Here is a 24,776-nt window from a genome sequence, read left to right on the forward strand (position 1 = left end):
CTTAAACCACCTTCACTTTCATATATACTTTTTCTACGGAATCAACTGGCTTCACTGCTACGTCGAGTACAATACTATCGCTATCGGTACCTGCCACAACGACAACATCAGTCTGCGCATTAAAGCTTTCAATCGCCCCAATATCCTGCAGATCATTCATGTAAGTTGCACATTGCGACCAGAACAGAGCCCGTCCATCTTCATTATTAGCTACCTTACCAATGTAGTAGTTCTCAAAAATACGCTTCAGATCATTCGCAATCCCATCCAGCACACGCAACACACGATTTTTGGAGAACGCTTTGCCTTTATCCGGAGAGAATGCCGTAAACGTGTTAATATCCTGTTCCACCACAGCTCGCCCTCCACTGTAAGTAAAGAGCAGTTCGCCTTGCAGCAAAGCTGCTGTCGTTTCAGAATGGCTAAGCCGTACATCAGCATCAACCGAGTCGTCATAGCCCTGATAAGTCAGCGATTGATTAACCGCAGCAGCAGCCGTAGCACCGGCCACCCAAGCAACAGCATTGTTGTTATCAATCGTAGTTCCGTCACTCAGTACTACCCCATTCTTCACGCTGATCACACCCTCATGACCCGCAGTAGCATAATCCGATAGTACAGCCTGCACTTTCTTACCTTCCGCATCCCGCAGTCGTCTCACCCAAGAGCTATACAGTGCCTTAAGCGTACTATCCTGCGATACTAGTCCAACCGTTTGGAACTCAAGCACCTCAAGAGCAGATAAGAAATCGCTGTGTGCACCATTTGTCACCGTACCATTAGCTCCGCCAATAAGCGGCATCCCTGCGGTTAGCTTCAAGCCTTCTGCGCCATTTTTCTGGAATTGTACATAATCGTTAGCGACCAACTCTTCAGCCGTTCCAACCGTTTGCTTATTCAGTTCAGCTCCATTCAGCAGTGTCTTTACATCAAAAAGATCATTATTCTCAATATTCTTCTCAATAACAACAGAAAGATCGTTTCCGCGTACACCACCGTATTTAGCCGTAACCTGTAGACCATTGTTCGTGACCGCCGCTTTAACCCCTTCATTCAATCGATAGAGCAGTAACGTTCCCGCACGTTTCAGCGCTTCGCGTACTGGCAGCAATGTTGGATGTTCCAAATCATAACCTAGTAGCTTATTCACGTCGTCCTGCGGGGTAATCTCCATGATCACTCCAGCTTCTCCCCAAGATAAAGCAAGTGCCAAAGCAGTAATCCCGCGTTCTCCCATTTTGCCGATGGCACCTTGATTCGATGCTACATTTACGTACACCCCTGGGCGCACTTTGTTTTGAGTTGTCCATGTTCCGCCTGCCATTAGTTCAAAACCTCCTTATTAATAAACAATCCCATAGATTGCTTCGCTTCTTCGATCATATAACTTTTGTTATCCTGCAAAATAACGTTCAGCACATCCTTTTCCTTAGCCGTAAAAAGCGATGAATTCACAATCTGCTCTTTACCAAAACGATCTCCATTACTCACCTTTGTGCTCATTTCAGTCTTTCTCCTCCAATCATTTGTCCCATCTTAATGGGGTCTGGCTTCTCACTTTGCAAATACACCATATAGTCCGTTGTAAAAAGCGGCCCATGCCCCTCTACCCCAGCTTCCCAGGCTTGCCTAGCTACACGAAAGGAGCCACCCTCTTGCTCGATCCCAGCCATTACCTCACTTAGCTCATCAGCCATTCTTTCAGCCTCCAGTAGACTTCCTTGTTCATAACGGATACCGAAGCGATAAACCGCTAAATATCTGCCTTCCCGCTGCCGATCCAGAGTCGCTGAGATCAGTCCGGGATAAAAATAAGCCGTCTGAGGTTTCTCTCCCTCCACATATACAGGCACATCTGGAAAGTACTTCTCCAGCGCACTCGTAATGTGTTCTCGTAATTGTTGTACCGACATCACTCCATTCCTTTCTGAACTGCGGCGGTTCGCCGATCTTTGATGGTGTTAACCTTCAATTGCATTAACATTAAGAAAACACCTCCTCTACTAAAACTAAGAACAAAAAAGGATACTATCCGATATTGGATAATACCCTTCTATACTAGGCCAATGCCAAAAGAATCTTTCACCGCTAGATTTGTTCTTATCACCACTAGGGCGGAACGTGTAGCAGAGCATTCATGCTCTTGCGGTGTTCTTTTTGCTTCATTTGCCATGTTATAAATATACACCCCTATTTGCCTTGCAGAGACGGTATACCGACGAGGTTTAAGCTAGCTTTGGGATGGTAAAGAGCGGTTTTTCGGAGGGGTCATCTGCTCATAAAAAAAGACCGCATCATCCGCTCGGATGACACAGTCTCTTAAGTAACCATCTATATCTCTTAGGTAATACTAACCTTCTCTTTCTTCACTCTTGGTGCTGTTATTAAGGTGTTAAGGGATAGTAGACCGAGATCCGTTAAAGCCAAAGCCATCTTATAAAAAGCCTTCGAGCGTATCTTCACGTAAGTATCCTTACTCACCGGTGGATCAAACACATGATTGTAAATCGTATAATCGTACGTTTCGTCTCTTTTCATATAACGCTCTCTTACTAATTGCTGTTCCCTCGTATCAAGTCTCTCTACCACAGAGTCTATCGCCGAGCAAAAAGCCCTCCTGGCAGCCGGTATATCCACATTATAAGAAGCTATCGCAGCAGTCTGATCAGTAACTGTATTCGTAGGACCATGAAATCTTTCTGTATATGAATACGTAGTGCTAGCTTCCTTAGCCTCAAATGTAACGGTCTTAAAAATACGGTATTTCTCCAACATACTCTCTATAGCGACCTGGGTTCGGCGACGGTCTAACTCTGGTAAAGCAGATAAGTTCATCATTTTATGCACTCCTTTAGGTTTGACAGAATGAGATTAAATTGCGGAAGTTTCCTAAGCAATGTGCTAAAATATAAAAGTGTTCGTATTCTGTTCGTATTTTTCTATAATATACCACTTCTCTACCAATCTCGTAAAACCCCGTTTTAGTCTGTTTTGGGCGAAAAAGAATAGCTTTCCCTTCATTTTCTTGCCTTTTGGCAATAATATACGCTTTGTTGTTTACCAATTGGCAAAAATGGCTTATATTAATATCATAAGCTTCAGTCTATAAGGAGTGGTTGAGATGAAACAAGAATTTGGGGATTACATGAAGCAACTTCGCGAAACAAAGGGACTCACCATTAATCAATTGGCAGCAGCAGCGGGGATTAGCGGATCACAGATTTCACGGATTGAAAATGGTCTAAGAGGCGTTCCTAAGCCAACTACGTTACGCAAAATAGCTGAGGCCTTAGGCGTCCCGTACGAGCAGCTAATGGATCAAGCGGGGTATTTGCAGGAGCAAGCCCTTCCAAGCGAAGAGATTGTCCCAGAGTGGGCTACAAGCAAGGATAAGCGTGACTTTCGTAAAATGCTAGAGGATGATGGAGAGCTGATGTTTGATGGAATTCCACTAGACAAGGAAGACAAGCAGAGGATTAAAGATGTACTGACCGGCTTATTCTGGGAAGCCAAACAAATGAACAAGAGAAATAAATCCAACAACACTTAATAACTACACTAACATGCTGCAGGTGAAGAATATGGATGAACTGATCAATAATCTGATTAAAAAATATAAAACCAACTGTCCGTTCGAGCTGGCCTCAGCGCTGGGTATTCACATTCGTTTCATGAACCTTGGGACAGGCACAAAGGGATTATATTACCGAAAACTAAGAAGAAGATTTATTGTCATTCATAATGAGTTGCCAGTTGAGTGGCAGCGCTTCGTTTGTGCGCATGAATTAGGACATGATCGACTTCATAAGGGGATTAACCGCTTTTTTTTAGAGGAAAGCTCCTACTTCTCTCCTGGGAAGCTTGAACGTCAAGCTAATGTCTTTGCTGTAAAGCTACTATCCACAGGTAGCAATCCTGAGCAAGAAGAATCATGGAAAAGTTATTATTTACGAATTGGTATTCCACCAGAAGTTCAATTTCTTTTGGAAGAATGATAGAGCATATGTTATATCAATACATGCGTATTAAATCATTACATAACAAAAAAGCTCTTACCGAAGTAAGAGCTTCTAAGAGCGATTAAGCTGAGTATCGGGATGACACGATTTGAACATGCGACCCCCTGGTCCCAAACCAGGTGCTCTACCAAGCTGAGCTACATCCCGTTACTATAAAATTATGGAGCGGGTGATGGGAATCGAACCCACGCTATCAGCTTGGAAGGCTGAAGTTCTACCATTGAACTACACCCGCAAAGGTGAAAAATCGGGATGACACGATTTGAACATGCGACCCCCTGGTCCCAAACCAGGTGCTCTACCAAGCTGAGCTACATCCCGTTATAATGCTATGATTGCTTAATAAAAAAATGGCGCGCCCTGAGAGATTCGAACTCCCGGCCTTTTGATTCGTAGTCAAACGCTCTATCCAGCTGAGCTAAGGGCGCAAAAATTATGGAGCGGAAGACGGGAATCGAACCCGCGACCCTCGCCTTGGCAAGGCGATGCTCTACCGCTGAGCCACTTCCGCAAAATATGGTGCGCGTGAAGGGACTTGAACCCCCACGTCGTGAAACGCCAGATCCTAAGTCTGGTGCGTCTGCCATTCCGCCACACGCGCATGTAATAATAAAAGTGAGCCATGAAGGACTCGAACCTTCGACACCCTGATTAAAAGTCAGGTGCTCTACCAACTGAGCTAATGGCTCGCACTTGGCTGGGGATATAGGATTCGAACCTATGAGTGACGGAGTCAAAGTCCGTTGCCTTACCGCTTGGCTAATCCCCATTGATGCTACCTCTATGTTGCCCATAATCTCTCAGGAAGATTATGGTGGAGGCTGAGGGGATCGAACCCCCGACCCTCTGCTTGTAAGGCAGATGCTCTCCCAGCTGAGCTAAGCCTCCATATCTATGGGACCCTCTAAGGGTAAGTACAAGTAAAAGTTGGTGACCCGTATGGGATTCGAACCCATGTTACCTCCGTGAAAGGGAGGTGTCTTAACCCCTTGACCAACGGGCCTTGCAAATCTGTGGAGCTCTCAACCGGATTCGAACCGGTGACCTCTTCCTTACCATGGAAGCACTCTACCTGCTGAGCTATGAGAGCATGGCTCCCCGAACAGGACTCGAACCTGTGACAACTCGATTAACAGTCGAGTGCTCTACCAACTGAGCTATCAGGGAATATCCGCTTGGCAACGTCCTACTCTCCCAGGACCCTTCGGTCCAAGTACCATCGGCGCTGGAGGGCTTAACGGTCGTGTTCGGGATGGGTACGCGTGGAACCCCTCCGCTATCGCCACCAAACGGGCATTTACAGCGTAAATGCTCAGGCTTAATCGCCTGAAAACTGAATCCGAATTGAATTTGCATTTTAAGTATAGGATAAGCCCTCGACCGATTAGTATTGGTCAGCTCCATGCATTACTGCACTTCCACCTCCAACCTATCTACCTCGTCGTCTTCAAGGGGTCTTACTAATTGGGAAATCTCATCTTGAGGGGGGCTTCACGCTTAGATGCTTTCAGCGCTTATCCCGTCCGTACGTAGCTACCCAGCCATGCTTCTGGCGAAACAACTGGTGCACCAGCGGTACGTCCATCCCGGTCCTCTCGTACTAAGGACAGCTCCTCTCAAATTTCCTGCGCCCACGACAGATAGGGACCGAACTGTCTCACGACGTTCTGAACCCAGCTCGCGTACCGCTTTAATGGGCGAACAGCCCAACCCTTGGGACCTACTTCAGCCCCAGGATGCGATGAGCCGACATCGAGGTGCCAAACCTCCCCGTCGATGTGGACTCTTGGGGGAGATAAGCCTGTTATCCCCAGGGTAGCTTTTATCCGTTGAGCGATGGCCCTTCCATGCGGTACCACCGGATCACTAAGTCCGACTTTCGTCCCTGCTCGACTTGTAGGTCTCGCAGTCAAGCTCCCTTATGCCTTTGCACTCTTCGAATGATTTCCAACCATTCTGAGGGAACCTTGGAACGCCTCCGTTACTCTTTAGGAGGCGACCGCCCCAGTCAAACTGCCCGCCTGACACGGTCCCCGTACCCGATTAGGGCACTAGGTTAGAACCTAGATACGATCAGGGTGGTATCCCAACGGCGCCTCCACCGAAGCTTGCGCTCCGATTTCTACGGCTCCCACCTATCCTGTACAGATCGTACCCAAATTCAATATCAAGCTGCAGTAAAGCTCCATGGGGTCTTTCCGTCTTGTCGCGGGTAACCTGCATCTTCACAGGTATTAAAATTTCACCGGATCTCTCGTTGAGACAGCGCCCAAGTCGTTACGCCATTCGTGCGGGTCAGAATTTACCTGACAAGGAATTTCGCTACCTTAGGACCGTTATAGTTACGGCCGCCGTTTACTGGGGCTTCGGTTCATAGCTTCGGGTTACCCCTAACCACTCCCCTTAACCTTCCAGCACCGGGCAGGCGTCAGCCCGTATACTTCGCCTTGCGGCTTCGCACAGACCTGTGTTTTTGCTAAACAGTCGCTTGGGCCTTTTCACTGCGGCCCCCTCGTGCTATTCACACTACCGGGGCACCCCTTCTCCCGAAGTTACGGGGTCATTTTGCCGAGTTCCTTAACGAGAGTTCTTCCGCGCGCCTTAGAATTCTCTTCTCGCCTACCTGTGTCGGTTTGCGGTACGGGCACCTTCTCCTGGCTAGAGGCTTTTCTTGGCAGTGTGAGATCATGACCTTCGCTACTACAATTTTCGCTCCCCATCACAGCCCAGCCTTAATGATGTGCGGATTTGCCTACACATCAGCCTCACTGCTTAGACGGACATATCCATCAGTCCGCGTCACTACCCTCCTGCGTCACCCCATCGCTCATAGCGGATTACGGTGGTACAGTAATTTCAAACTGTTGTCCTTCGACTACGCCTTTCGGCCTCGCCTTAGGTCCCGACTTACCCTGAGCGGACGAGCCTTCCTCAGGAAACCTTGGGCTTTCGGCGGATCAGATTCTCACTGATCTTTTCGTTACTCATACCGGCATTCTCACTTGTATGCTGTCCAGCGCTCCTTACGGTACACCTTCAACCCACATACAACGCTCCCCTACCCCAGATACATACGTATCTAGCCATAGCTTCGGTGGTGTGTTTAGCCCCGTTACATTTTCGGCGCAGAGTCACTCGACCAGTGAGCTATTACGCACTCTTTCAATGGTGGCTGCTTCTAAGCCAACATCCTGGTTGTCTGTGCAACTCCACATCCTTTCCCACTTAACACACACTTGGGGACCTTAGCTGATGGTCTGGGCTGTTTCCCTTTTGACAATGGATCTTAGCACTCACTGTCTGACTCCCGGCAATAAGTATATGGCATTCGGAGTTTGACTGAGCTTGGTAATCCTTGCGGACCCCGCACCCAATCAGTGCTCTACCTCCACTACTCTTATACCGAGGCTAGCCCTAAAGCTATTTCGGGGAGAACCAGCTATCTCCGAGTTCGATTGGAATTTCTCCGCTACCCCCACCTCATCCCCGCACTTTTCAACGTGCGTGGGTTCGGGCCTCCAGTGCGTGTTACCGCACCTTCACCCTGGACAGGGGTAGATCACACGGTTTCGGGTCTACGTCCACATACTAATTCGCCCTATTCAGACTCGCTTTCGCTGCGGCTCCGTCTTCTCGACTTAACCTTGCATGTTAAACGTAACTCGCCGGTTCATTCTACAAAAGGCACGCCATCACCCATTAATAGGGCTCTGACTTTTTGTAAGCACACGGTTTCAGGTTCTATTTCACTCCCCTTCCGGGGTGCTTTTCACCTTTCCCTCACGGTACTGTTTCACTATCGGTCGCCAGGTAGTATTTAGCCTTAGCAGATGGTCCTGCTGGATTCATACGGGGTTTCACGTGCCCCGCACTACTCGGGATCCGTCTCGGAGAGAACACAGTTTAGGTTACAGGGCTTTTACCTCTATCGCGGGCCTTTCCAGACCTCTTCACCTACCATATTCCTTTGTAACTCCATGTGAGACGTCCCACAACCCCTAAGAGCAAGCTCTTAGGTTTAGGCTGTTCCGCGTTCGCTCGCCGCTACTGACGGAATCACTATTGTTTTCTCTTCCTCAGGGTACTTAGATGTTTCAGTTCCCCTGGTCTGCCTCTACATACCCTATGTATTCAGGTATGAGTAACTGCGAATTACCACAGCTGGGTTTCCCCATTCGGACACCCCCGGATCAAAGCTTGCTTACAGCTCCCCGAGGCAGTTTCGTTGTTCGCCACGTCCTTCGTCGGCTCCTGGCGCCTAGGCATCCTCCGTGTGCTCTTATTAGCTTAACCATGATTTTTCCGAAGGAAAATATCATACGATATCTCTCTTGGAATCATCTCACTAATAACATTTACTTGTTTACACAAGTTGCTAAAAGATGTTCTAAAACGCAAATTCGTTTCGGTATCCAGTTTTCAAGGATCAATGTTAAAGAAAGTATTGATTTAAAATTATGGTGGAGCCAAGCGGGATCGAACCGCTGACCTCCTGCTTGCAAGGCAGGCGCTCTCCCAGCTGAGCTATGGCCCCATAAAGGGATATAAGTTATATGGTGGGCCTTGGTGGACTCGAACCACCGACCTCACCCTTATCAGAGGTGCGCTCTAACCAACTGAGCTAAAAGCCCATATAACATATAATATTGTGAATCAACCAAAGTGGTTGTTCGCTTGGCGGCGTCCTACTCTCCCAGGACCCTTCGGTCCAAGTACCATCGGCGCTGGAGGGCTTAACGGTCGTGTTCGGGATGGGTACGTGTGGAACCCCTCCGCTATCGCCACCAAACGCATATGAAAGAGACTTGCTCTTTCAAAACTGAACACGAGTGAGTGTTTGAACCCGAAGGTTCTATTTTGGAAGTTTAACTTCCGATTTGAATGTCTTCATTGCAGAAGACGATTCTCCATAGAAAGGAGGTGATCCAGCCGCACCTTCCGATACGGCTACCTTGTTACGACTTCACCCCAATCATCTACCCCACCTTCGGCGGCTGGCCCCCTTGCGGGTTACCCCACCGACTTCGGGTGTTGTAAACTCTCGTGGTGTGACGGGCGGTGTGTACAAGACCCGGGAACGTATTCACCGCGGCATGCTGATCCGCGATTACTAGCAATTCCGACTTCATGCAGGCGAGTTGCAGCCTGCAATCCGAACTGAGACCGGCTTTGATGGGATTGGCTCCACCTCGCGGCTTCGCTTCCCGTTGTACCGGCCATTGTAGTACGTGTGTAGCCCAGGTCATAAGGGGCATGATGATTTGACGTCATCCCCACCTTCCTCCGGTTTGTCACCGGCAGTCACTCTAGAGTGCCCAACATTACTTGCTGGCAACTAAAGTTAAGGGTTGCGCTCGTTGCGGGACTTAACCCAACATCTCACGACACGAGCTGACGACAACCATGCACCACCTGTCTCCTCTGTCCCGAAGGCCGCCACTATCTCTAGTGGATTCAGAGGGATGTCAAGACCTGGTAAGGTTCTTCGCGTTGCTTCGAATTAAACCACATACTCCACTGCTTGTGCGGGTCCCCGTCAATTCCTTTGAGTTTCAGTCTTGCGACCGTACTCCCCAGGCGGAGTGCTTACTGTGTTAACTTCGGCACCAAGGGTATCGAAACCCCTAACACCTAGCACTCATCGTTTACGGCGTGGACTACCAGGGTATCTAATCCTGTTTGCTCCCCACGCTTTCGCGCCTCAGCGTCAGTTACAGCCCAGAAAGTCGCCTTCGCCACTGGTGTTCCTCCACATATCTACGCATTTCACCGCTACACGTGGAATTCCACTTTCCTCTTCTGTACTCAAGTCACCCAGTTTCCAGTGCGACCTTAGGTTGAGCCCAAGGTTTAAACACCAGACTTAAATGACCGCCTGCGCGCGCTTTACGCCCAATAATTCCGGACAACGCTTGCCCCCTACGTATTACCGCGGCTGCTGGCACGTAGTTAGCCGGGGCTTTCTTCTCAGGTACCGTCACTCCGATAGCAGTTACTCTACCGGACGTTCTTCCCTGGCAACAGAGCTTTACGATCCGAAAACCTTCATCACTCACGCGGCGTTGCTCCGTCAGACTTTCGTCCATTGCGGAAGATTCCCTACTGCTGCCTCCCGTAGGAGTCTGGGCCGTGTCTCAGTCCCAGTGTGGCCGTTCACCCTCTCAGGTCGGCTACGCATCGTCGCCTTGGTGGGCCGTTACCCCACCAACTAGCTAATGCGCCGCAGGCCCATCCCTCAGTGACAGATTGCTCCGTCTTTCATTCTTCCTTCAGGAGAAAAAAGAAATTATCCGGTATTAGCTACCGTTTCCGGTAGTTATCCCAGTCTAAGGGGCAGGTTGCCTACGTGTTACTCACCCGTCCGCCGCTAAGTCATTTTGAAAGCAAGCTTTCAAAATGACTCCGCTCGACTTGCATGTATTAGGCACGCCGCCAGCGTTCGTCCTGAGCCAGGATCAAACTCTCCAATTAGTATTGAAAAGAGCGATATGCTCATTTTGAAACATCTGACGAGAAAATTAATTCTCACGATGAAATTTCAAAAGCGTAAAATACGCTGTGAAACTCATCAGTTTCGGATTTCACTTTCGTGATTTCCTACTCACTCGTTGTTCAGTTTTCAAAGATCAATGTCTCTTATTTCGTCGTCGTTGTTTGTCAGCGGCGACCTTTATAATATATCACAGTGTTTCGTTGTTTGGCAAGTCTTTTTTTTGAAAAAGTTTTTTTCATTTTTTCTTGCCTTCCGCTTCCCTTTTACACAAGCAAAAGGAGCGCGAGATATAATTTATCATGAGCACTCCTTTTTAGTCAAGCTATTTTATTAAAAAATCTTAAATCCATATAAAACTCTTGCATTTACCACCTATCCTCAGTGTTTATACTGAGATGAACGTCCGCCCCACGCATACTTGGAAAGCTCTTTCTGAGGAGCAAAACGAGCATACATCCGAAATACAGTCTTATATCTATTGGCGATGGCATGCCTGATATTTTGGTCCAAGCGCTGATCACTCAAATCTAACAGCATCTCATCGAGTTCTTTCCGCAAAACATAATCCAGTTCCTTGCATTCTTTTTCGTTAAACAACATACCCAACATATGCTTGGCCTCCTTCATGAAGTTGCAAGTAACACATTCACTAAAACCATAAACCCCTTGTACATAATTAGTTAGTCCATCTCATGGAGAAAGCTGCCTTAAGTCCTCTTACACTAGATTAACCGGAGTACTCTTTTTATAACCATAATTAATAAAAATTCCCTTTATGGTTACGTCGCGATTATATACCTCTGTCCTTTAGGCAATCCTTGGATGAATAGCTTTAATGTTATGCTCCAATCTTGGAAGTTTTATGATAAAAGCGAAAAAGTTATTGTGCTTTCAATGATGGCTGCAACAAATAGCAGGATTACAGTCCATATAGATGCCGTGAGTGTTTGACGCATAAAGAAAGACCAATCTGCCCCTCTCTCCATTTTCCTAGTGGAAGAACTAAATATACTTGAGAGTACTTTCCCGCCGAACTGCAGTCCAAATGCACAAGCAATAATGATCGCCGGAATCTCTATAATCCCGTGTGGCAGCAGTCCTTTTACAATAAGCTCGAACAAGTCCTGTCCTTGCAGTGCTGATAAATGAATCAGATAGCCGATAACCGCTCCGTTAATAAATAAGAATATGGCTGGCAGTATACCGAGCAACGCCCCTAAAAATATGATAAGAACACCCTTGATGCTGTTATTTAAAAATATAAATACAAAGAAGCTCCATTGCGGATTAGAAGAATCTCTAAGGTTGCCACTGATTTCACTGAGCCCCTCTAATTGCTGAACCAATAGCTTTTCCAGACTGCTGGTAGCTACCCACCCTATAACCGCTCCTACTGCGAAGAGCAGACAGGAAAGCAATAAAGCCTTCCGGATCGTTTTTAGATCTTTAATAAACGTGAAGAACGACAACATAAATACCCTCCTGAAATTGTGATCTCTGTTTCTTAGGTCATAACCGTGCGGTACGAGCATACATTTAGAACAAACAAGCATTTCGCATGGGAGAGGAGCGCTGTCATTATGAATTCTTTTTATGTATTCAGCGGCAAAAAGATTAAACGATTCATCTATATCTTCGCCGCTGTGCTTCTTGCTGCTGGAGTTGTATACGTCGAGAGGGGAAACATAACCGTTTTTTCTGAATCCGGACCTTCCGCGATCTACAGTGTACCAACAGAGAAGAAGCTGATTGCCCTGACCTTCGATATTAGCTGGGGGGAGAAAAGACCTGAGCCGATTTTGAAGGTACTTGAAGACAAGAAAGTGGACAAAGCCACCTTCTTCCTGTCGTCACCATGGAGTAAGACTCACCCAGACATTGTAACTAACATCAAGAATGCAGGTTTTGAAATTGGAAGTCATGGTCATAAACACGTCAATTACAGCACACTAAGCAACGAAGAAATTCGCACACAGATCTCAACGGCTCACACCGTACTTACCGAATTAACCGGCACTGAGCCCAATTTGATTCGTATGCCTAATGGGGATTTTGACAAAAGAGTCCTTCAGGTTGCCAGCGATCTCGGTTACAAGGTCATTCAATGGGATACAGACTCTCTGGACTGGAAGAATATCGGCGTAGACAATATCGTGAAGCGTGTAACGACAAAAGCGCATCCAGGTGATATCGTCCTTCTACATGCCAGTGATTCCTGCAAACAAACACATGAAGCACTTCCACTCATTATCGACGAGCTCCGCAGACAAGGTTATGAATTCGTTACCGTCTCTGAGCTGATTAGTCAAAGCAATACCGAAGGTAAAGAAGTTCGCGACTCAGCTTCACTTAGTAATGCCTTAGAGGACGCGGCTGGACTGTAAAGTACATTTCAATCTCTGGTGCCGTAATGGATGTTGATTCGTCCAAAGGATTAATGACGTGGAGAAATGAGTTCCGATATGTCGGGTGTGGGGGTATTCAGCTTCGGATAGCTCAGATCCAGACTCTCCAGTGTCTTTACTACGATGGATAAGGTCAAATAGTTGCGGTACCATTGATGATTGGCGGGTATCCAGTACCAGGGTGCTTTATCTATGCTAGTTTCCTTAAAAACATCTTCATATGCTTCTTGGTAATCATCCCAATACTCCCGCTCCTGGAGATCACTTGCATCGAATTTCCAGTGTTTTTTAGGATCTTCAAGTCTTTCCTTGATTTTCTTTAACTGCTTCTCTTTAGAAATGTGCAGAAAAAGCTTGATAATTGTCGTCCCCTCTTCCACCAGCATTTCCTCAAACTGCCGTATGTAACGAAAACGGCGCTTTAGGTCATCCTTTTTCAACCCTCCATGTACCCGCGGTACCAATACATCTTCATAGTGCGAACGATTAAATGCAGAGATATAGCCCTTAGGGGGAGTTTTCTGATGTACCCTCCATAGGAAATCATGAGCCTCTTCCTCAAGAGATGGTTTCTTGAAGCTGGTAACTATGAAGCCTTGTGGATTGATGCCTGAAAAAATATGCTTAACCGTTCCATCCTTACCGCTAGAATCCATTCCTTGCAGAATTACAAGCAGCGAGTGCTTTTTCTGAGCAAACAAAATATCTTGTAGCTCTGCCAAACGTGCTTTAAGCTCTTCTGTTTTGGCTTCTGCTTCTTTTTTGGATTTAAAAATACCTATATCGTCCGGATCCAGCTTGTTAAGCCGGATTTCTTTTGTGTCTTTTATCATATAGCGCTTGATGTCCATATATTCCCCTCCTAAAAGTTTTGTGAGCGTTACTACACTTGTGTTACTTCGTACAAAACTCACTTCGGAAGTATCTACTAAGTTTTGTAAAGCATATACATCATTGAGGAGCTTCGTACAAAACTCGCTTCGGAAGCATTTTCTTAGTTATGTGTTCTTTAAGATTAACCTCCTTAATCAGATTTTAATCGTTTAGATATAGTAAGAGCAAAAAACCCCGTCTTCTGAAATCAGAGCACGGGGTTCATTGTTTAGTGCCTTCCCCATTCATTATCCGGCTGCCGGCTTCAGAATACGGTGTAGCATCAAAATTTGGAATGCATTACAAGCAATAAGCGGAACAACAATAAATACTGTTGCACTATCAACACCTATACGGAGCACGCCAATAACTTCCACAATTGAAATAGCTGTCATAAAAAAGAGGGTTGGAATCAAAGCTGAGATGTTTGTACTTTTTACTTTGAAATAAGACACAATAATAGCTGCTAGCAAAATAACGATTCCTAATATTAGATCAGACATAACATTTCTTTCCCCACCAACGACGGTACGCAAAAAAATCAGTTCAAGCAATGCGAGCACAGAAAGCACTAGTTGTATGTATTTCCAAACCTTTTGTGGAAAAACGCCGTTACCCATATAATTCAAAATCAAATAGGCAAAAAAACCAAGTTGCGAATAAACGCTTACAAGCATACCGTAGCCAAGCAGAATCAGCGGGTATAAAAAGAAATCCCCGACACTTTTGAAATCAATCTTACCATTTACGAATTGCAGTGCCAGACCAGCGATTACAGCCCCACCCGCTCCTATAAGGAGGGTAGTCCAAAATAAATGAAACCATTTTTTTATACTCAGCCAATTCACCTCCTCTTGTCAGATTTATTTTACCAAGGATACCGACAAAACACCATTACACCCACAACATAAATGTGATCTAATTCGGCATAATACATCTAGAGAATCCTATAAAGGAGGGCAGCGCCAATGAAATGGAGATTTATCGGTTCTGTGGGTTTGGCTTTGGGCTTTGTTATGGCCTTAACGGCTTGCGGAGGTGAGCAGAGCAGTTCTTCTTCCGGACAAGGCAGTTATAAAGAAACGAAGACCATGGTTTTAGATATATTGAAAAGCGATGAGGGTAAAAAAGCGGTTGAGGAATCATTATCAAGCTCCAGCTCTAGCGGTACCAGTGGAATGAGCATGAAGATGATGCCACTTCAAACAACAGAGGAGATCAAGCTCGCTGTTAAAAATACTCTCACTGCACCGGAATATCAGAAGGAAATCGAGAAGATAATGACTGATCCCAAATTCGCGGGCGATTTTGCTAAAGCCATTCAATCACAAAGCAAGGAACTACACCTTCAGCTAATTAAGGATCCCACTTATCAGAAATCAGTCGAAGAAATTATGAAGTCTCCAGAAATGATGACAATGTTTTTAAATCTCACCAAAACACCTGATTACCGTAAACAATCCATGAAGACCATGCAGGAATCCATGCAAACTCCATTATTTCGCATGGAAGTATTGAATTTACTTAAAAAAGTCGTACAAGAAGAACTTGAACCAAAAGAGAAAAAAGAAAAGGGTAGCGAAGGTGGCGACAAACAGGAAAGCAGTGGCGGCGGCAGCGGCGATGATTCAAGTTCTTAAAAAAAAAGGCCTTCTCCCACTAATACGTGTGGGAAGGCCTCTTTTTTATGCACAAGAGTTAGTGCTCATATTTGGCAATAAGTTTATCAGCAATTTCTGCAAATAATTGTCCTGATGGTGTCTCTTCTTTGTATACAGAAGGTGAGAAATCCGGTTCGGAAATATGGTTGTCCGGTGCACCTAGCGGTATTTGTGCAAGCAGCTCCGTATGAAGCGTCTCGGCAAGCCTTGCTCCTCCGCCTCTGCCAAAGATATAATCTTTCTTACCACAGTCAGTACACTCATAATAAGCCATGTTCTCAATGACTCCAATAATCTCATGATCAGTCTGTAGAGCCATAGAGCCCGCTCTAGCCGCCACAAACGCAGCTGTAGCATGAGGTGTCGTCACTATGATCTCTTTGCTGTGAGGCAGCATCTGATGCACGTCAAGCGCCACATCACCTGTACCTGGGGGAAGATCAAGCAGCATATAATCAAGTTCACCCCAACCGACATCATTGAAGAACTGGCGAAGCATTTTACCAAGCATAGGCCCCCGCCAAATCACTGGACTATTCTCACGGATAAAGAAGCCCATAGACATGACCTTCACTCCGAAACGTTCCACAGGAATAATCGTTCCTTCTTCAACAACCGGCCCCTCTTCAATCCCCATCATGTCAGGAATGCTGAAACCATAAATATCGGCATCGATTAGACCCACTTTTTTTCCTTTTCTTGCTAGGGCTACGGCCAAATTCACTGTTACAGTGGATTTACCAACTCCACCTTTACCGCTGGCCACGGCGATAAAGTTCACACCCGAGCTCTCGCTAATTAATTCATGGTCATCAAGGCCGGCAGCATGTCCCTTAAGTTTCCCAGGTTCATCAACTTCCTCTGCACTCTCTCCGCGAAGGATAGCACGTTCATAATCGGTTGCATCACGAAGCCGGATATGTACATTTGAAGCCCCACCCGCTTCAAGCAATTCACGAACCTGTTGTTCTAGATCCATGCGACTTTGCTCTTCAGGATTCAGACATACGATAGATAAAGAAATACGATCTTCTTTAATCATAATGTCACGAATCAGCTGTAGTTCCACAAGGCTTTTTCCAGTTTCCGAGTCTGTTAATGGCTGCAGTATTTCCTGAATTTGTTCCTTAGTCAGCATGGAAAGCACCTCTGTTTCCTTTCCGGTTAAGAAATTCTCCGGAGTTTTTGTCTATTATAACATTACCTGTCTCCCCATGAGTAGTCCTTACTGCTCGGAGGCGTACCGAAGAATGCCGCGATAAATGCTAGTCGCTACCTTCCGCTGGTAGACATCATTTCCGAGTAGAGCGGATTCCTGGGGGTGTGATAAGAAGCCGACTTCTACAAGCACCGCTGGTATTTTTAATGCTTTTAGCAGATATACAGTATTCACTGTCTTCGCCACACGATCGGTATTCTCTAGCGTAGTCTTCAGCTCACTCTGCACAAACTCCGCAATTGCTTTATTATCCTTATGATTGGGGTAGTAAAAGGTCTGCGCTCCACTCCAACGATTCGAAGGGACACTGTTCATGTGAACGCTTATAAAAAGGTCTGCGCCTTTCTCTTCGATGCTTCTTACCCTTTGTTTAAGATCTTCCGTCTTGCGCTTAGAATAGCCCTTAGTGCCTTCCAGAGCCAAATCATAATCACCCTCACGAGTCATTACTACAATAGCCCCTGCCTGTTGCAGATAATCACGCAAATACAGCGATACCGCGAGATTAATATCTTTCTCAATCAGCCCTTCCCGGCTAACTGCTCCTCCATCAGCTCCACCATGTCCCGCATCGAGAGCAATAACCTTTCCTGACAAGGGCAGACTCCAATAATTTAGTGTTTTAGCGGTAGGCATGTCATACGCTATAATTCCGATCATTATAGCCAGCAGTGTCGCGCCAAGCATACTTTTTTTGATACTGCTCCATGAAATCCAGACCGAGACTTTATTCTGCTTTCGGCCAGACATAACAAAGACCCCCTCGTCCCGATAGATAATACTCATCTATATGGGACAAGAAGGTCAAATAGTACTAGCTGACAGTGATTAAGCTGTAACTTCTTGAGTCATACCTTCAATCAGAATCTGCGCAACCTCAGGCCGCGTAAATTCTGGCGGAGGACATTGGCCGTCACGGAGCAAAGCCCGTACCTTCGTACCCGACAATGTCATGTGATCATCGCTAGGATGAGGGCAAGTTTTACTAGAAGCCATATTTCCGCATTTTTTACAGAAGAAGCTGTGTTCAAAAAATAATGGAGTTATATCAAGCTCTTCAGCACTAAAATTCGAGAAAATTTCCTGTGCCTCGTAAGTTCCGTAGTAATCCCCTACGCCCGCATGGTCACGACCCACGATGAAGTGGGTACAGCCGTAATTTTTGCGAACCATGGCATGGAAAATTGCTTCCCTAGGACCTGCATAACGCATTGCCGCTGGAAAAACACCAAGGAAGGTGCGATCCTCAGGATAATAATTCTCCAAAAGCGCCAGGTAGCTCTTCATCCGCACATTTGCCGGTACATCATCCGATTTCGTCTCACCCACAAGTGGATTTAGAAATAGAGCGTCTACAACCTCCATAGCGCACTTTTGAATGTATTCATGAGCTCGATGAACCGGATTACGTGTTTGGAACCCTACAACCGTTCTCCAGCCCTTATCAGCAAATATTTTCCGCGTATCCGCAGGATCAAAATAAAACTCACTGAACTTCTCAGGCTGTGGTCGATTCAAGACTGTAATCGGTCCTCCAACATAAGTCGAAGGACGAGCCAGCAACTTACTCACTCCAGGATGTTCAGGATCTGTTGTTTTGAAGACATTTTGTGCTTCAATCGTTTGATCAACAGTATAAATACTTTCAATATCCAATAAACCGTAAATCTCGCCATCGTCTTCACCGATTAGAGAAACTTTATCCCCAATTGATAATCCGGCAGCCACATCATCTTCTACAGCTAGTGTTATTGGAATGCTCCACACAGTGCCATCTGCTAAACGCATGCTTTTTACCACTGAAAGATAGTCTTGCTCATTTAAAAAGCCAGTTAGTGGGGAAAACGCACCTACAGCTATAAGATCCAAATCGGATAAAGTCCAGGTATTCAAGGCAATTGCCTTGTTGTCACGTGCGAGATTTAGCAATTCTTCTCTTTCAGTTCCCTCTACTACACGGTTAACCAAAGTTCCGCCATGCGGACGTATTGAAGTCATCTTAGTCTCTCCTTCTATGTTCCCACAGGGATATGTCTTATTTGTGCAAACCGCATTCTGTCTTTTCTGATCCAGACCAACGGCCAGCACGCGGATCTTCACCTGGCATAACCTGACGAGTACATTGTTCACAGCCGATACTTGGATAGTTACGGTCGTGTAGAGGGTTATAGATTACGTCATTTTCACGAATATAGTTCCATACATCTTCTGAAGTCCAATCCGCAATAGGATTAAACTTTACTAAACCAAATTTATAATCATACTCAACCTTTTTAGCATTTGCGCGGGTAGGTGCTTGGTCACGGCGAATTCCAGTAATCCATGCTTCATATTGAGATAATATACGAGTCAGCGGTTCAACTTTACGAATTCCACAACATTGGTTAGGATCAACAGTCCATAACGCATCACCGTATTGAAGTGCTTGCTCCTGCGTTGTGAGTTGCGGAGACACACGTACAAACTCTAATCCGTATTTGTCTGCCATTAAATCTCTGGTTTCGTAGGTTTCCTTAAAATGATAATCTGTATCGAGATAAAAGACGTCAGTAGATGGACTAACCTTGTGAAGCATATCAACAAGCACTACATCTTCGGCACCAAAGCTGCAGGCAAAAGTAATGTTAGGAAATGTTTCAACAGCCCAGCGGATAATTTCCTCGGGTGAAGCACTCTCTAATTCTTCGGCCTTTATTCTGATCAAATCTTCTTTCTCAAGCAGGTTCATTAAGGTATTCCTCCATCCAAAATATTAATCGTATGAATAAATAAGGTAAAAGAAGTAATAAAACCAACTATTTCTATATGAAATAGTATATAACTTTTACGGAGGAAGTCAATGAATTTCACCGCTCAGAATTAGTAAATGAATGCAAAAAAAGCCCATTTTTTATTCAAAAGGGGCTTCAGAGTAAAAAATAAAACCCTCGACCATAGAGGCCAAGGGTTGAATTCTTGATAAATATTAACGTTTCGAGAACTGAGGCGCACGACGTGCAGCCTTCAAGCCGTATTTCTTACGTTCCTTCATACGAGGGTCACGAGTCAAGAAACCAGCTTTCTTCAATGCACCGCGATATTCAGGGTCAACTTTAAGCAATGCACGGGAGATACCGTGACGAATTGCTCCAGCTTGACCAGAAATGCCGCCACCATGTGCAAGAACGATTACATCGTAGTTGCCCAGTGTTTCAGTCAGGTTCAAAGGTTGTTTTACGATCATTTTCAGTGTTTCAACACCGAAATATTCGTCCATCTCACGTTTGTTAATGACAATGCGTCCTTCACCCGGTACAAGGCGAACACGTGCTACCGAATGTTTACGACGACCTGTCCCATAGTATTGTACTTGTGCCATGAAACTGTCCTCCTCTATTCTTATCCGCGAAGTTCGTAAACTTCAGGTTTTTGTGCTGCATGTGGATGCTCGGCGCCTGCATATACTTTCAATCTCAGCTTCATGTGGTCCCCTTGACGAGTCTTAGGAATCATACCATGAACAGCGAATTCAATTACGCGTTCTGGTTTAGTGTTCAGCAGAGTTTCAGCATTAGTAACTTTCAAGCCACCTGGGTGCATCGAGTGACGGTAGTATTTCTTGTTTTGCAATTTCTTACCGGTCAAGTGAATTTTCTCAGCGTTGATTACGATAACGAAATCTCCTGTGTCAACGTGTGGAGTGAATTGCGGTTTGTGTTTGCCACGGATCAAAGCAGCGGCTTCGCTGGCCAAACGACCGAGTGTTTTGCCTTCGGCATCAATAATGTGCCAATTGCGTTCAACTTCGTTCGGCTTCGCCATATAGGTGGTACGCATGAATGTTTCCTCCTTGTTCTCGTACGAAAATCTTCTGTTTCGTATATCTTGTTTCTCATTGAATTACAATTATGTGAGTTAAGCAAAGCATTTTTTTGGCATTTCCTTGATCGGGGCTGTGGGATAGCCATCAAGAAAACACAACTTTTATATTACAGTATAAACATAACAAGTGCAAGTGATTTTTAAACATTCAACCTATTATTTAGGAAGAAATTTATAGAAAAAAAGATTCACTTTCGGTCTCATCATATTCTACACTCCACAAAGCCAACCCCTTGGCCATAGCTGTTGGACCAGCAGCTGAACGATCACATGCCGCCAATATACCAGCAACATGATCAGCATCTATTTTACCTTCCCCCACATGGATCAAAGTCCCCATAATAATGCGAACCATATGTTGAAGAAATCCACTACCCGTTATATAAGTTTGGATCACTCCCTGATCTAATGAAGAGGGTCGGCACATACTGCGGTCTACTTCCATATGAGCTTCAAAGATCGTTCGTACATGAGAGGTCTTAGTAGACCTCCGAGAAGCAAACGAAGTGAAGTCATGTGTCCCTAAAATATGCGTTAAGCCTTGCTGCATCGCAGGAATATCCAACTGCACCGGATGGTGAAGCTGCCAGCGCCGTTGAAACGGATCTGGAAACCTGTTGCCGTTAATCGTGTATCGGTAAGTTTTACGCTTAGCTCCTCTACGAGAGTGAAACGTCAGCGGTACTTCCCTAGCCTCAGTAACCACGATATCTTGTGGCAGCCGGGCATTAAGCGCCAGACACCAACGTTCAAGCGGGATTCGAGAGGAGGTCGTAAAGTTAAAAGGCTGACCATAGGCATGTACTCCGGCATCTGTACGACCAGAAGCTGTAATCTTAAGCTCCTCACCCGTCAGATGGAGTATCGCTTGCTCCAGCCGATCCTGAATCGTATTGCCCTGAGGCTGGGTCTGAAAGCCATCATAATTTGTTCCGTCATAATTGACCTTCATCAATAGATTACGCATTCCGTTCTCCTTTATAAACCGTTCAGCAGAAACGTCGATCGAAGCACTGTCTGATCTTATTCACGAGGAAGAAATGGCTTTGCCGTCCCTAGAAGGACGGCATCCATTAACACTTCACTCCATTATTTCAAAAAAAAGAGCCCCTGCGGGAGCTCCTTCAATTGAACCAAGGTGATTCCCACGGTTATTAGTACAGCAGAGTCTTGCGCCTCTGCAGCACAATAACGCTGATATTTCCCCCATCTTTACTCCAAAGAGGGCCGGATGAAAGGGAAGCATCGGAAATCAATACTTGTGATACTACGCGCGGTCTACCAATTCAAGATAAACCATAGGCGCAGCGTCGCCACGACGAGGTCCTAGTTTCAGGATACGAGTGTATCCACCTGGACGCTCCGTGTAACGTGGAGCAATGTCAGAGAACAATTTTTGAATTGCATCTTGTTCACCATCAACAGTCTCGCGGCGAACAAATGCAGCTACTTGACGACGAGCATGAAGATCGCCTTTTTTAGCTTTAGTGATCAACTTTTCAGCGATAGAACGAACTTCTTTCGCTTTAGCTTCCGTTGTTTGGATGCGCTCGTATAAAAATAGATCCGTTACCATGTCGCGAAATAAGGCTTTACGCGCACTGGAATCACGGCCCAATTTTTGGTATGCCATGTGTTTTCCCTCCTTTACTGTAGCAATCTGTAGCTATTCTTCTGTACGGAGTCCCAAACCAAGTTCCTCAAGCTTCTCCTGAACTTCTTCCAAAGATTTACGACCAAGGTTACGCACCTTCATCATATCTTCTTCAGTCTTCGTGGTAAGCTCTTGTACGGTATTAATACCAGCACGTTTGAGGCAGTTGTAGGAGCGGACAGAAAGATCAAGCTCTTCGATTGTCATCTCAAGCACTTTTTCTTTTTTGTCTTCTTCTTTTTCAACCATAATTTCGGCGTCTTTCGCTTCGTCCGTAAGACCTACGAACAGTACGAGGTGCTCGTTCAAAATTTTGGCTCCGAGGCTTACAGCCTCTTCCGGTCTAATACTGCCATCTGTCCAAATTTCAAGCGTCAATTTGTCGTAGTTAGTCACTTGACCAACACGTGTATTGTCTATGCCGTAGTTAACGCGTGAAATAGGAGTGTAGATGGAGTCAACCGGGATAACGCCAATTGGCTGATCGTCGCGTTTGTTCCGGTCCGCTTGGACGTAGCCGCGACCACGGCCTGCAAAAATACGCATGTGAAGTCTCGCACCAGGTCCCAGCGTTGCAATGTGAAGATCCGGATTCAGGATCTCAACATCGCTGTCCGCACGGATATCACCTGCGGTAACGATGCCTTCCCCTTCGGCATCAATCTCAAACACTTTTTCCTCGTCTGAATGAATCTTCAAGGACAAGGCTTTAAGGTTTAGAATGATCTCCGTCACATCTTCCATTACGCCTGGAACGGTCGAGAACTCATGCAGAACGCCGTCAATTTGGACCGAAGTCACTGCGGCTCCTGGAAGCGAAGAAAGCAATATCCGGCGAAGTGAATTCCCCAGAGTCGTGCCATACCCACGTTCCAACGGTTCAACTACGAATTTCCCATAGGTACCTTCATCATTAGCTTCTACGGTCTCAATCTTCGGCTTTTCGATTTCTATCACGAGTTTACCCCTCCTTCAACGTCGCTCCTATATGAAACTGTCACCCCATCAGGTGCATCATGTAGTATGCCTAAACACCTATTATTAGCAGATGCGTCAGAATTATACCACATTTACAATACTGATTTCACTATACGCGACGACGTTTCGGCGGACGGCATCCATTGTGAGGAACCGGAGTTACGTCTTTAATAAGGTTAACTTCAAGCCCTGCAGCTTGAAGGGAACGGATGGCTGCTTCGCGGCCCGCGCCCGGTCCTTTAACCATAACCTCAACCGATTTCATGCCGTGCTCCATAGCTGCTTTAGCTGCTGATTCAGCTGCCATTTGCGCTGCGAATGGAGTCGACTTACGGGAACCTTTAAATCCTTGGCCGCCGGAGCTTGCCCAGGAAATTGCATTTCCGTGTGGATCTGTGATGGTAACGATGGTGTTGTTGAACGTGGAACGAATATGTGCCACGCCGGATTCGATATTTTTACGGTCGCGACGTTTAGTACGTACGACTTTTTTCGGTTTAGCCATTGTCTCTTATCCCCCCTTATTATTTCTTCTTGTTTGCTACCGTACGACGCGGGCCTTTCCGGGTACGGGCATTGGTTTTAGTACGTTGACCGCGAACAGGCAATCCACGACGGTGACGAACACCGCGGTAACAGCCGATCTCAGTTAGACGTTTAATATTCAAGGAAATTTCACGACGCAGGTCACCTTCAACCTTAACCGTTTTGTCGATCGTTTCACGCAGTTTGCTGACTTCATCTTCCGTCAAATCACGGACACGTGTATTAGCGCTAATGCCTGTTTCATTAAGAATTTTCTGAGAAGTCGTTTTACCGATTCCGAAAATATAAGTCAAGGCGATCTCAACGCGTTTGTCACGTGGCAAATCCACTCCAGCTATACGAGCCATTTTACGCTACACCCCCTTCTTAACCTTGTTTTTGTTTGTGTTTCGGATTTTCGCAAATCACCATAACAGTCCCTTTGCGGCGGATTACTTTACATTTCTCGCAAATGGGCTTTACAGAAGGTCTTACCTTCATGTTAATTACCTCCTCAAAGTTTTGCGAAGCAAAACTTTTTTCGTAGTTCCCATCTATTTACGGTAAGTTATACGACCTTTTGATAAATCATAAGGCGATAACTGCACGACCACTTTGTCTCCGGTCAAAATACGGATAAAGTGCATCCGCAGTTTACCGGATACATGGGCAAGTATTTGATGACCGTTCTCAAGCTCAACCTTAAACGTTGCATTTGGCAACGGTTCAAGGACAGTACCTTCTACTTCAATGACATCTTCCTTAGCCACAGTTAGTCTCCTTTCTCATCAGCACTTATTCCGGTGGGTCCAGCATACTTCATGACTGCGTAACGCAGCTTTCCGTTTGTTACCCGGCCAGTTTCTTCCAAACTGTTCACAACCTCACTGCTGATGAAGGGTATGAGCTCAAGATGAAGAATATTCTTCTTCTTTGGCCCATCAAACTTACGTTTGTCTCCATCTGCAATGTATACAAATCTGCTATCAACAACTGCGATAACAACGGCTGCCTCTCCGGCATCTTTGCCTTTGAGAATTCTCACTAATTGACCAACCTGCGGGCTGCTCACAGTATTCAAGAGGAGA

The 24,776-nt window shown here is 45.8% G+C and carries 26 protein-coding genes, 14 tRNA genes and 4 rRNA genes; 4 read left to right on the plus strand and 40 right to left on the minus strand.

All coding sequences use genetic code 11. The features are described from left to right. Position 1: 1 nt before the first annotated feature. The 4 genes from R50345_RS26820 to R50345_RS26835 form a co-directional block, all read right to left on the minus strand. Positions 2 to 1,324, minus strand: coding sequence for a phage tail sheath family protein (locus tag R50345_RS26820; RefSeq protein WP_042131199.1), 1,323 nt, complete (start codon positions 1,322 to 1,324; stop codon positions 2 to 4). Continuing rightward, entirely contained in the window at positions 1,324 to 1,503 is a 180-nt protein-coding gene (locus R50345_RS26825) for a hypothetical protein (protein WP_042131201.1), read from the minus strand. The genes R50345_RS26820 and R50345_RS26825 overlap by 1 nt, the downstream gene beginning before the upstream one ends. Then, on the minus strand, positions 1,500 to 1,913 hold the full coding sequence (locus R50345_RS26830; protein WP_042131202.1) for a phage tail terminator family protein: 414 nt from the start codon (positions 1,911 to 1,913) through the stop codon (positions 1,500 to 1,502). Before R50345_RS26830 ends, R50345_RS26825 begins: the two co-directional genes overlap by 4 nt. A gap of 427 nt (positions 1,914 to 2,340) precedes the next feature. Beyond that, on the minus strand, positions 2,341 to 2,835 hold the full coding sequence (locus R50345_RS26835; protein ID WP_042132515.1) for an ArpU family phage packaging/lysis transcriptional regulator: 495 nt from the start codon (positions 2,833 to 2,835) through the stop codon (positions 2,341 to 2,343). Between the two features lie 286 nt (positions 2,836 to 3,121). Here R50345_RS26835 and R50345_RS26840 point away from each other — a divergent pair, with 286 nt between their 5' ends. Then, positions 3,122 to 3,550, plus strand: coding sequence for a helix-turn-helix domain-containing protein (locus tag R50345_RS26840; RefSeq protein ID WP_042131203.1), 429 nt, complete (start codon positions 3,122 to 3,124; stop codon positions 3,548 to 3,550). A 31-nt stretch (positions 3,551 to 3,581) separates the two neighbouring features. Further along, positions 3,582 to 3,995 (plus strand): ImmA/IrrE family metallo-endopeptidase, encoded by a 414-nt coding sequence (locus tag R50345_RS26845; RefSeq protein WP_042132516.1) that lies wholly within the window; start codon positions 3,582 to 3,584, stop codon positions 3,993 to 3,995. A gap of 97 nt (positions 3,996 to 4,092) precedes the next feature. Here the strand turns inward: R50345_RS26845 and R50345_RS26850 are convergent. The 20 genes from R50345_RS26850 to R50345_RS26945 all read right to left on the minus strand — a co-directional run bounded on the left by R50345_RS26850 (position 4,093) and on the right by R50345_RS26945 (position 11,984). Next, positions 4,093 to 4,166 (minus strand) — tRNA-Pro (locus R50345_RS26850). Between the two features lie 14 nt (positions 4,167 to 4,180). Next, positions 4,181 to 4,254: transfer RNA gene (locus R50345_RS26855), tRNA-Gly, on the minus strand. 12 nt (positions 4,255 to 4,266) lie between these two features. Further along, positions 4,267 to 4,340, minus strand: a tRNA-Pro gene (locus R50345_RS26860). A gap of 30 nt (positions 4,341 to 4,370) precedes the next feature. Further along, positions 4,371 to 4,447: transfer RNA gene (locus R50345_RS26865), tRNA-Arg, on the minus strand. An 8-nt stretch (positions 4,448 to 4,455) separates the two neighbouring features. Next, positions 4,456 to 4,530, minus strand: a tRNA-Gly gene (locus R50345_RS26870). A gap of 6 nt (positions 4,531 to 4,536) precedes the next feature. Continuing rightward, positions 4,537 to 4,620, minus strand: a tRNA-Leu gene (locus tag R50345_RS26875). A 15-nt stretch (positions 4,621 to 4,635) separates the two neighbouring features. After that, positions 4,636 to 4,708: transfer RNA gene (locus R50345_RS26880), tRNA-Lys, on the minus strand. A 5-nt stretch (positions 4,709 to 4,713) separates the two neighbouring features. Then, positions 4,714 to 4,788: transfer RNA gene (locus R50345_RS26885), tRNA-Gln, on the minus strand. Between the two features lie 43 nt (positions 4,789 to 4,831). After that, positions 4,832 to 4,907: transfer RNA gene (locus R50345_RS26890), tRNA-Val, on the minus strand. A 40-nt stretch (positions 4,908 to 4,947) separates the two neighbouring features. Continuing rightward, positions 4,948 to 5,022 (minus strand) — tRNA-Glu (locus R50345_RS26895). 11 nt (positions 5,023 to 5,033) lie between these two features. Then, positions 5,034 to 5,109: transfer RNA gene (locus tag R50345_RS26900), tRNA-Thr, on the minus strand. A gap of 1 nt (position 5,110) precedes the next feature. Continuing rightward, positions 5,111 to 5,186: transfer RNA gene (locus R50345_RS26905), tRNA-Asn, on the minus strand. Between the two features lie 6 nt (positions 5,187 to 5,192). Beyond that, positions 5,193 to 5,309, minus strand: a 5S ribosomal RNA gene (gene rrf, locus R50345_RS26910). 74 nt (positions 5,310 to 5,383) lie between these two features. Then, positions 5,384 to 8,312 (minus strand): 23S ribosomal RNA (locus tag R50345_RS26915). Positions 8,313 to 8,477: 165 nt separating this feature from the next. Beyond that, a tRNA-Ala gene (locus tag R50345_RS26920) sits at positions 8,478 to 8,553 on the minus strand. A gap of 20 nt (positions 8,554 to 8,573) precedes the next feature. Then, positions 8,574 to 8,650: transfer RNA gene (locus R50345_RS26925), tRNA-Ile, on the minus strand. 41 nt (positions 8,651 to 8,691) lie between these two features. Continuing rightward, positions 8,692 to 8,808, minus strand: a 5S ribosomal RNA gene (gene rrf, locus R50345_RS26930). A gap of 124 nt (positions 8,809 to 8,932) precedes the next feature. After that, a 16S ribosomal RNA gene (locus R50345_RS26935) occupies positions 8,933 to 10,490 on the minus strand. Together the 16S, 23S and 5S rRNA genes with 14 tRNA genes alongside form the textbook arrangement of a ribosomal RNA operon. 400 nt (positions 10,491 to 10,890) lie before the next feature. Next, positions 10,891 to 11,121 carry a hypothetical protein gene (locus R50345_RS26940; protein ID WP_036680631.1) on the minus strand — a complete coding sequence of 77 codons (231 nt, stop codon included), beginning with the start codon at positions 11,119 to 11,121 and terminating at the stop codon, positions 10,891 to 10,893. Between the two features lie 251 nt (positions 11,122 to 11,372). Beyond that, positions 11,373 to 11,984: a stage II sporulation protein M gene (locus R50345_RS26945; RefSeq protein WP_042131204.1), complete on the minus strand. Its 612-nt coding sequence runs from the start codon at positions 11,982 to 11,984 to the stop codon at positions 11,373 to 11,375. 108 nt (positions 11,985 to 12,092) lie between these two features. Between R50345_RS26945 and pdaB the strand changes: the two genes are divergently transcribed. Further along, complete coding sequence (pdaB, locus tag R50345_RS26950) at positions 12,093 to 12,896, plus strand: polysaccharide deacetylase family sporulation protein PdaB (RefSeq protein WP_042131205.1); 804 nt, start codon at positions 12,093 to 12,095, stop codon at positions 12,894 to 12,896. Between the two features lie 50 nt (positions 12,897 to 12,946). Here pdaB and R50345_RS26955 read toward each other — a convergent pair whose 3' ends face one another. Beyond that, complete coding sequence (locus R50345_RS26955) at positions 12,947 to 13,768, minus strand: PPK2 family polyphosphate kinase (RefSeq protein WP_042131206.1); 822 nt, start codon at positions 13,766 to 13,768, stop codon at positions 12,947 to 12,949. Between the two features lie 270 nt (positions 13,769 to 14,038). Beyond that, positions 14,039 to 14,629 (minus strand): KinB-signaling pathway activation protein, encoded by a 591-nt coding sequence (locus R50345_RS26960; protein WP_042132517.1) that lies wholly within the window; start codon positions 14,627 to 14,629, stop codon positions 14,039 to 14,041. A 129-nt stretch (positions 14,630 to 14,758) separates the two neighbouring features. Between R50345_RS26960 and gerD the strand changes: the two genes are divergently transcribed. Continuing rightward, on the plus strand, positions 14,759 to 15,430 hold the full coding sequence (gene gerD, locus R50345_RS26965; RefSeq protein WP_042131207.1) for a spore germination lipoprotein GerD: 672 nt from the start codon (positions 14,759 to 14,761) through the stop codon (positions 15,428 to 15,430). 58 nt (positions 15,431 to 15,488) lie between these two features. On the opposite strand, the gene R50345_RS26970 is transcribed toward gerD, so the two are convergent. The 14 genes from R50345_RS26970 to R50345_RS27035 form a co-directional block, all read right to left on the minus strand. Next, positions 15,489 to 16,589 (minus strand): Mrp/NBP35 family ATP-binding protein, encoded by a 1,101-nt coding sequence (locus R50345_RS26970; RefSeq protein ID WP_042131208.1) that lies wholly within the window; start codon positions 16,587 to 16,589, stop codon positions 15,489 to 15,491. Between the two features lie 87 nt (positions 16,590 to 16,676). Next, complete coding sequence (gene cwlD / locus R50345_RS26975; protein WP_042131209.1) at positions 16,677 to 17,420, minus strand: N-acetylmuramoyl-L-alanine amidase CwlD; 744 nt, start codon at positions 17,418 to 17,420, stop codon at positions 16,677 to 16,679. Between the two features lie 78 nt (positions 17,421 to 17,498). Beyond that, positions 17,499 to 18,668 (minus strand): sulfate adenylyltransferase, encoded by a 1,170-nt coding sequence (sat, locus tag R50345_RS26980; protein WP_042131210.1) that lies wholly within the window; start codon positions 18,666 to 18,668, stop codon positions 17,499 to 17,501. Between the two features lie 37 nt (positions 18,669 to 18,705). After that, positions 18,706 to 19,398: a phosphoadenylyl-sulfate reductase gene (locus R50345_RS26985; protein WP_042131211.1), complete on the minus strand. Its 693-nt coding sequence runs from the start codon at positions 19,396 to 19,398 to the stop codon at positions 18,706 to 18,708. Positions 19,399 to 19,635: 237 nt separating this feature from the next. After that, a complete protein-coding gene (gene rpsI / locus R50345_RS26990) occupies positions 19,636 to 20,028 on the minus strand; it encodes a 30S ribosomal protein S9 (RefSeq protein WP_025706574.1) in 393 nt (130 codons plus the stop codon). A 20-nt stretch (positions 20,029 to 20,048) separates the two neighbouring features. Then, positions 20,049 to 20,486: a 50S ribosomal protein L13 gene (gene rplM / locus R50345_RS26995; RefSeq protein WP_036680589.1), complete on the minus strand. Its 438-nt coding sequence runs from the start codon at positions 20,484 to 20,486 to the stop codon at positions 20,049 to 20,051. Between the two features lie 217 nt (positions 20,487 to 20,703). Then, positions 20,704 to 21,498: a tRNA pseudouridine(38-40) synthase TruA gene (truA, locus tag R50345_RS27000; RefSeq protein ID WP_042131213.1), complete on the minus strand. Its 795-nt coding sequence runs from the start codon at positions 21,496 to 21,498 to the stop codon at positions 20,704 to 20,706. Positions 21,499 to 21,798: 300 nt separating this feature from the next. Then, positions 21,799 to 22,164, minus strand: coding sequence for a 50S ribosomal protein L17 (gene rplQ, locus R50345_RS27005; RefSeq protein ID WP_019908254.1), 366 nt, complete (start codon positions 22,162 to 22,164; stop codon positions 21,799 to 21,801). A gap of 33 nt (positions 22,165 to 22,197) precedes the next feature. Beyond that, positions 22,198 to 23,142, minus strand: a complete 945-nt coding sequence (locus tag R50345_RS27010; RefSeq protein WP_036680585.1) for a DNA-directed RNA polymerase subunit alpha — start codon at positions 23,140 to 23,142, stop codon at positions 22,198 to 22,200. 130 nt (positions 23,143 to 23,272) lie between these two features. Further along, the gene (gene rpsK, locus R50345_RS27015) at positions 23,273 to 23,668 is read right to left on the minus strand and encodes a 30S ribosomal protein S11 (protein ID WP_019908251.1); all 396 of its coding nucleotides are present in this window, start codon (positions 23,666 to 23,668) and stop codon (positions 23,273 to 23,275) included. A gap of 19 nt (positions 23,669 to 23,687) precedes the next feature. Next, positions 23,688 to 24,056 (minus strand): 30S ribosomal protein S13, encoded by a 369-nt coding sequence (gene rpsM / locus R50345_RS27020; RefSeq protein WP_036680583.1) that lies wholly within the window; start codon positions 24,054 to 24,056, stop codon positions 23,688 to 23,690. A gap of 19 nt (positions 24,057 to 24,075) precedes the next feature. Further along, positions 24,076 to 24,189 carry a 50S ribosomal protein L36 gene (gene rpmJ, locus R50345_RS27025; RefSeq protein ID WP_003322638.1) on the minus strand — a complete coding sequence of 38 codons (114 nt, stop codon included), beginning with the start codon at positions 24,187 to 24,189 and terminating at the stop codon, positions 24,076 to 24,078. A gap of 53 nt (positions 24,190 to 24,242) precedes the next feature. Then, positions 24,243 to 24,458, minus strand: coding sequence for a translation initiation factor IF-1 (infA, locus tag R50345_RS27030; RefSeq protein ID WP_036652996.1), 216 nt, complete (start codon positions 24,456 to 24,458; stop codon positions 24,243 to 24,245). Positions 24,459 to 24,460: 2 nt separating this feature from the next. Next, positions 24,461 to 24,769 carry a KOW domain-containing RNA-binding protein gene (locus R50345_RS27035; RefSeq protein WP_042131215.1) on the minus strand — a complete coding sequence of 103 codons (309 nt, stop codon included), beginning with the start codon at positions 24,767 to 24,769 and terminating at the stop codon, positions 24,461 to 24,463. Positions 24,770 to 24,776 lie beyond the last annotated feature (7 nt).

Origin of the sequence: Paenibacillus sp. FSL R5-0345 (genome assembly GCF_000758585.1) — a bacterium.
In the GTDB taxonomy this organism is placed as follows: Bacteria; Bacillota; Bacilli; order Paenibacillales; family Paenibacillaceae; genus Paenibacillus_AQ.

Excerpts from the sequence above, each read along its gene's own strand:
- R50345_RS26820 (WP_042131199.1), bottom strand. The coding sequence starts at position 1,324 with ATGGCAGGCGGAACATGGACAACTCAAAACAAAGTGCGCCCAGGGGTG.
- R50345_RS26825 (WP_042131201.1), bottom strand. The coding sequence starts at position 1,503 with ATGAGCACAAAGGTGAGTAATGGAGATCGTTTTGGTAAAGAGCAGATT.
- R50345_RS26830 (WP_042131202.1), bottom strand. The coding sequence starts at position 1,913 with ATGTCGGTACAACAATTACGAGAACACATTACGAGTGCGCTGGAGAAG.
- R50345_RS26835 (WP_042132515.1), bottom strand. The coding sequence starts at position 2,835 with ATGAACTTATCTGCTTTACCAGAGTTAGACCGTCGCCGAACCCAGGTC.
- R50345_RS26840 (WP_042131203.1), top strand. The coding sequence starts at position 3,122 with ATGAAACAAGAATTTGGGGATTACATGAAGCAACTTCGCGAAACAAAG.
- R50345_RS26845 (WP_042132516.1), top strand. The coding sequence starts at position 3,582 with ATGGATGAACTGATCAATAATCTGATTAAAAAATATAAAACCAACTGT.
- R50345_RS26940 (WP_036680631.1), bottom strand. The coding sequence starts at position 11,121 with ATGTTGGGTATGTTGTTTAACGAAAAAGAATGCAAGGAACTGGATTAT.
- R50345_RS26945 (WP_042131204.1), bottom strand. The coding sequence starts at position 11,984 with ATGTTGTCGTTCTTCACGTTTATTAAAGATCTAAAAACGATCCGGAAG.
- pdaB (WP_042131205.1), top strand. The coding sequence starts at position 12,093 with ATGAATTCTTTTTATGTATTCAGCGGCAAAAAGATTAAACGATTCATC.
- R50345_RS26955 (WP_042131206.1), bottom strand. The coding sequence starts at position 13,768 with ATGGACATCAAGCGCTATATGATAAAAGACACAAAAGAAATCCGGCTT.
- gerD (WP_042131207.1), top strand. The coding sequence starts at position 14,759 with ATGAAATGGAGATTTATCGGTTCTGTGGGTTTGGCTTTGGGCTTTGTT.
- R50345_RS26970 (WP_042131208.1), bottom strand. The coding sequence starts at position 16,589 with ATGCTGACTAAGGAACAAATTCAGGAAATACTGCAGCCATTAACAGAC.
- cwlD (WP_042131209.1), bottom strand. The coding sequence starts at position 17,420 with ATGTCTGGCCGAAAGCAGAATAAAGTCTCGGTCTGGATTTCATGGAGC.
- sat (WP_042131210.1), bottom strand. The coding sequence starts at position 18,668 with ATGACTTCAATACGTCCGCATGGCGGAACTTTGGTTAACCGTGTAGTA.
- R50345_RS26985 (WP_042131211.1), bottom strand. The coding sequence starts at position 19,398 with ATGAACCTGCTTGAGAAAGAAGATTTGATCAGAATAAAGGCCGAAGAA.
- rpsI (WP_025706574.1), bottom strand. The coding sequence starts at position 20,028 with ATGGCACAAGTACAATACTATGGGACAGGTCGTCGTAAACATTCGGTA.
- rplM (WP_036680589.1), bottom strand. The coding sequence starts at position 20,486 with ATGCGTACCACCTATATGGCGAAGCCGAACGAAGTTGAACGCAATTGG.
- truA (WP_042131213.1), bottom strand. The coding sequence starts at position 21,498 with ATGCGTAATCTATTGATGAAGGTCAATTATGACGGAACAAATTATGAT.
- rplQ (WP_019908254.1), bottom strand. The coding sequence starts at position 22,164 with ATGGCATACCAAAAATTGGGCCGTGATTCCAGTGCGCGTAAAGCCTTA.
- rpsK (WP_019908251.1), bottom strand. The coding sequence starts at position 23,668 with ATGGCTAAACCGAAAAAAGTCGTACGTACTAAACGTCGCGACCGTAAA.
- rpsM (WP_036680583.1), bottom strand. The coding sequence starts at position 24,056 with ATGGCTCGTATAGCTGGAGTGGATTTGCCACGTGACAAACGCGTTGAG.
- rpmJ (WP_003322638.1), bottom strand. The coding sequence starts at position 24,189 with ATGAAGGTAAGACCTTCTGTAAAGCCCATTTGCGAGAAATGTAAAGTA.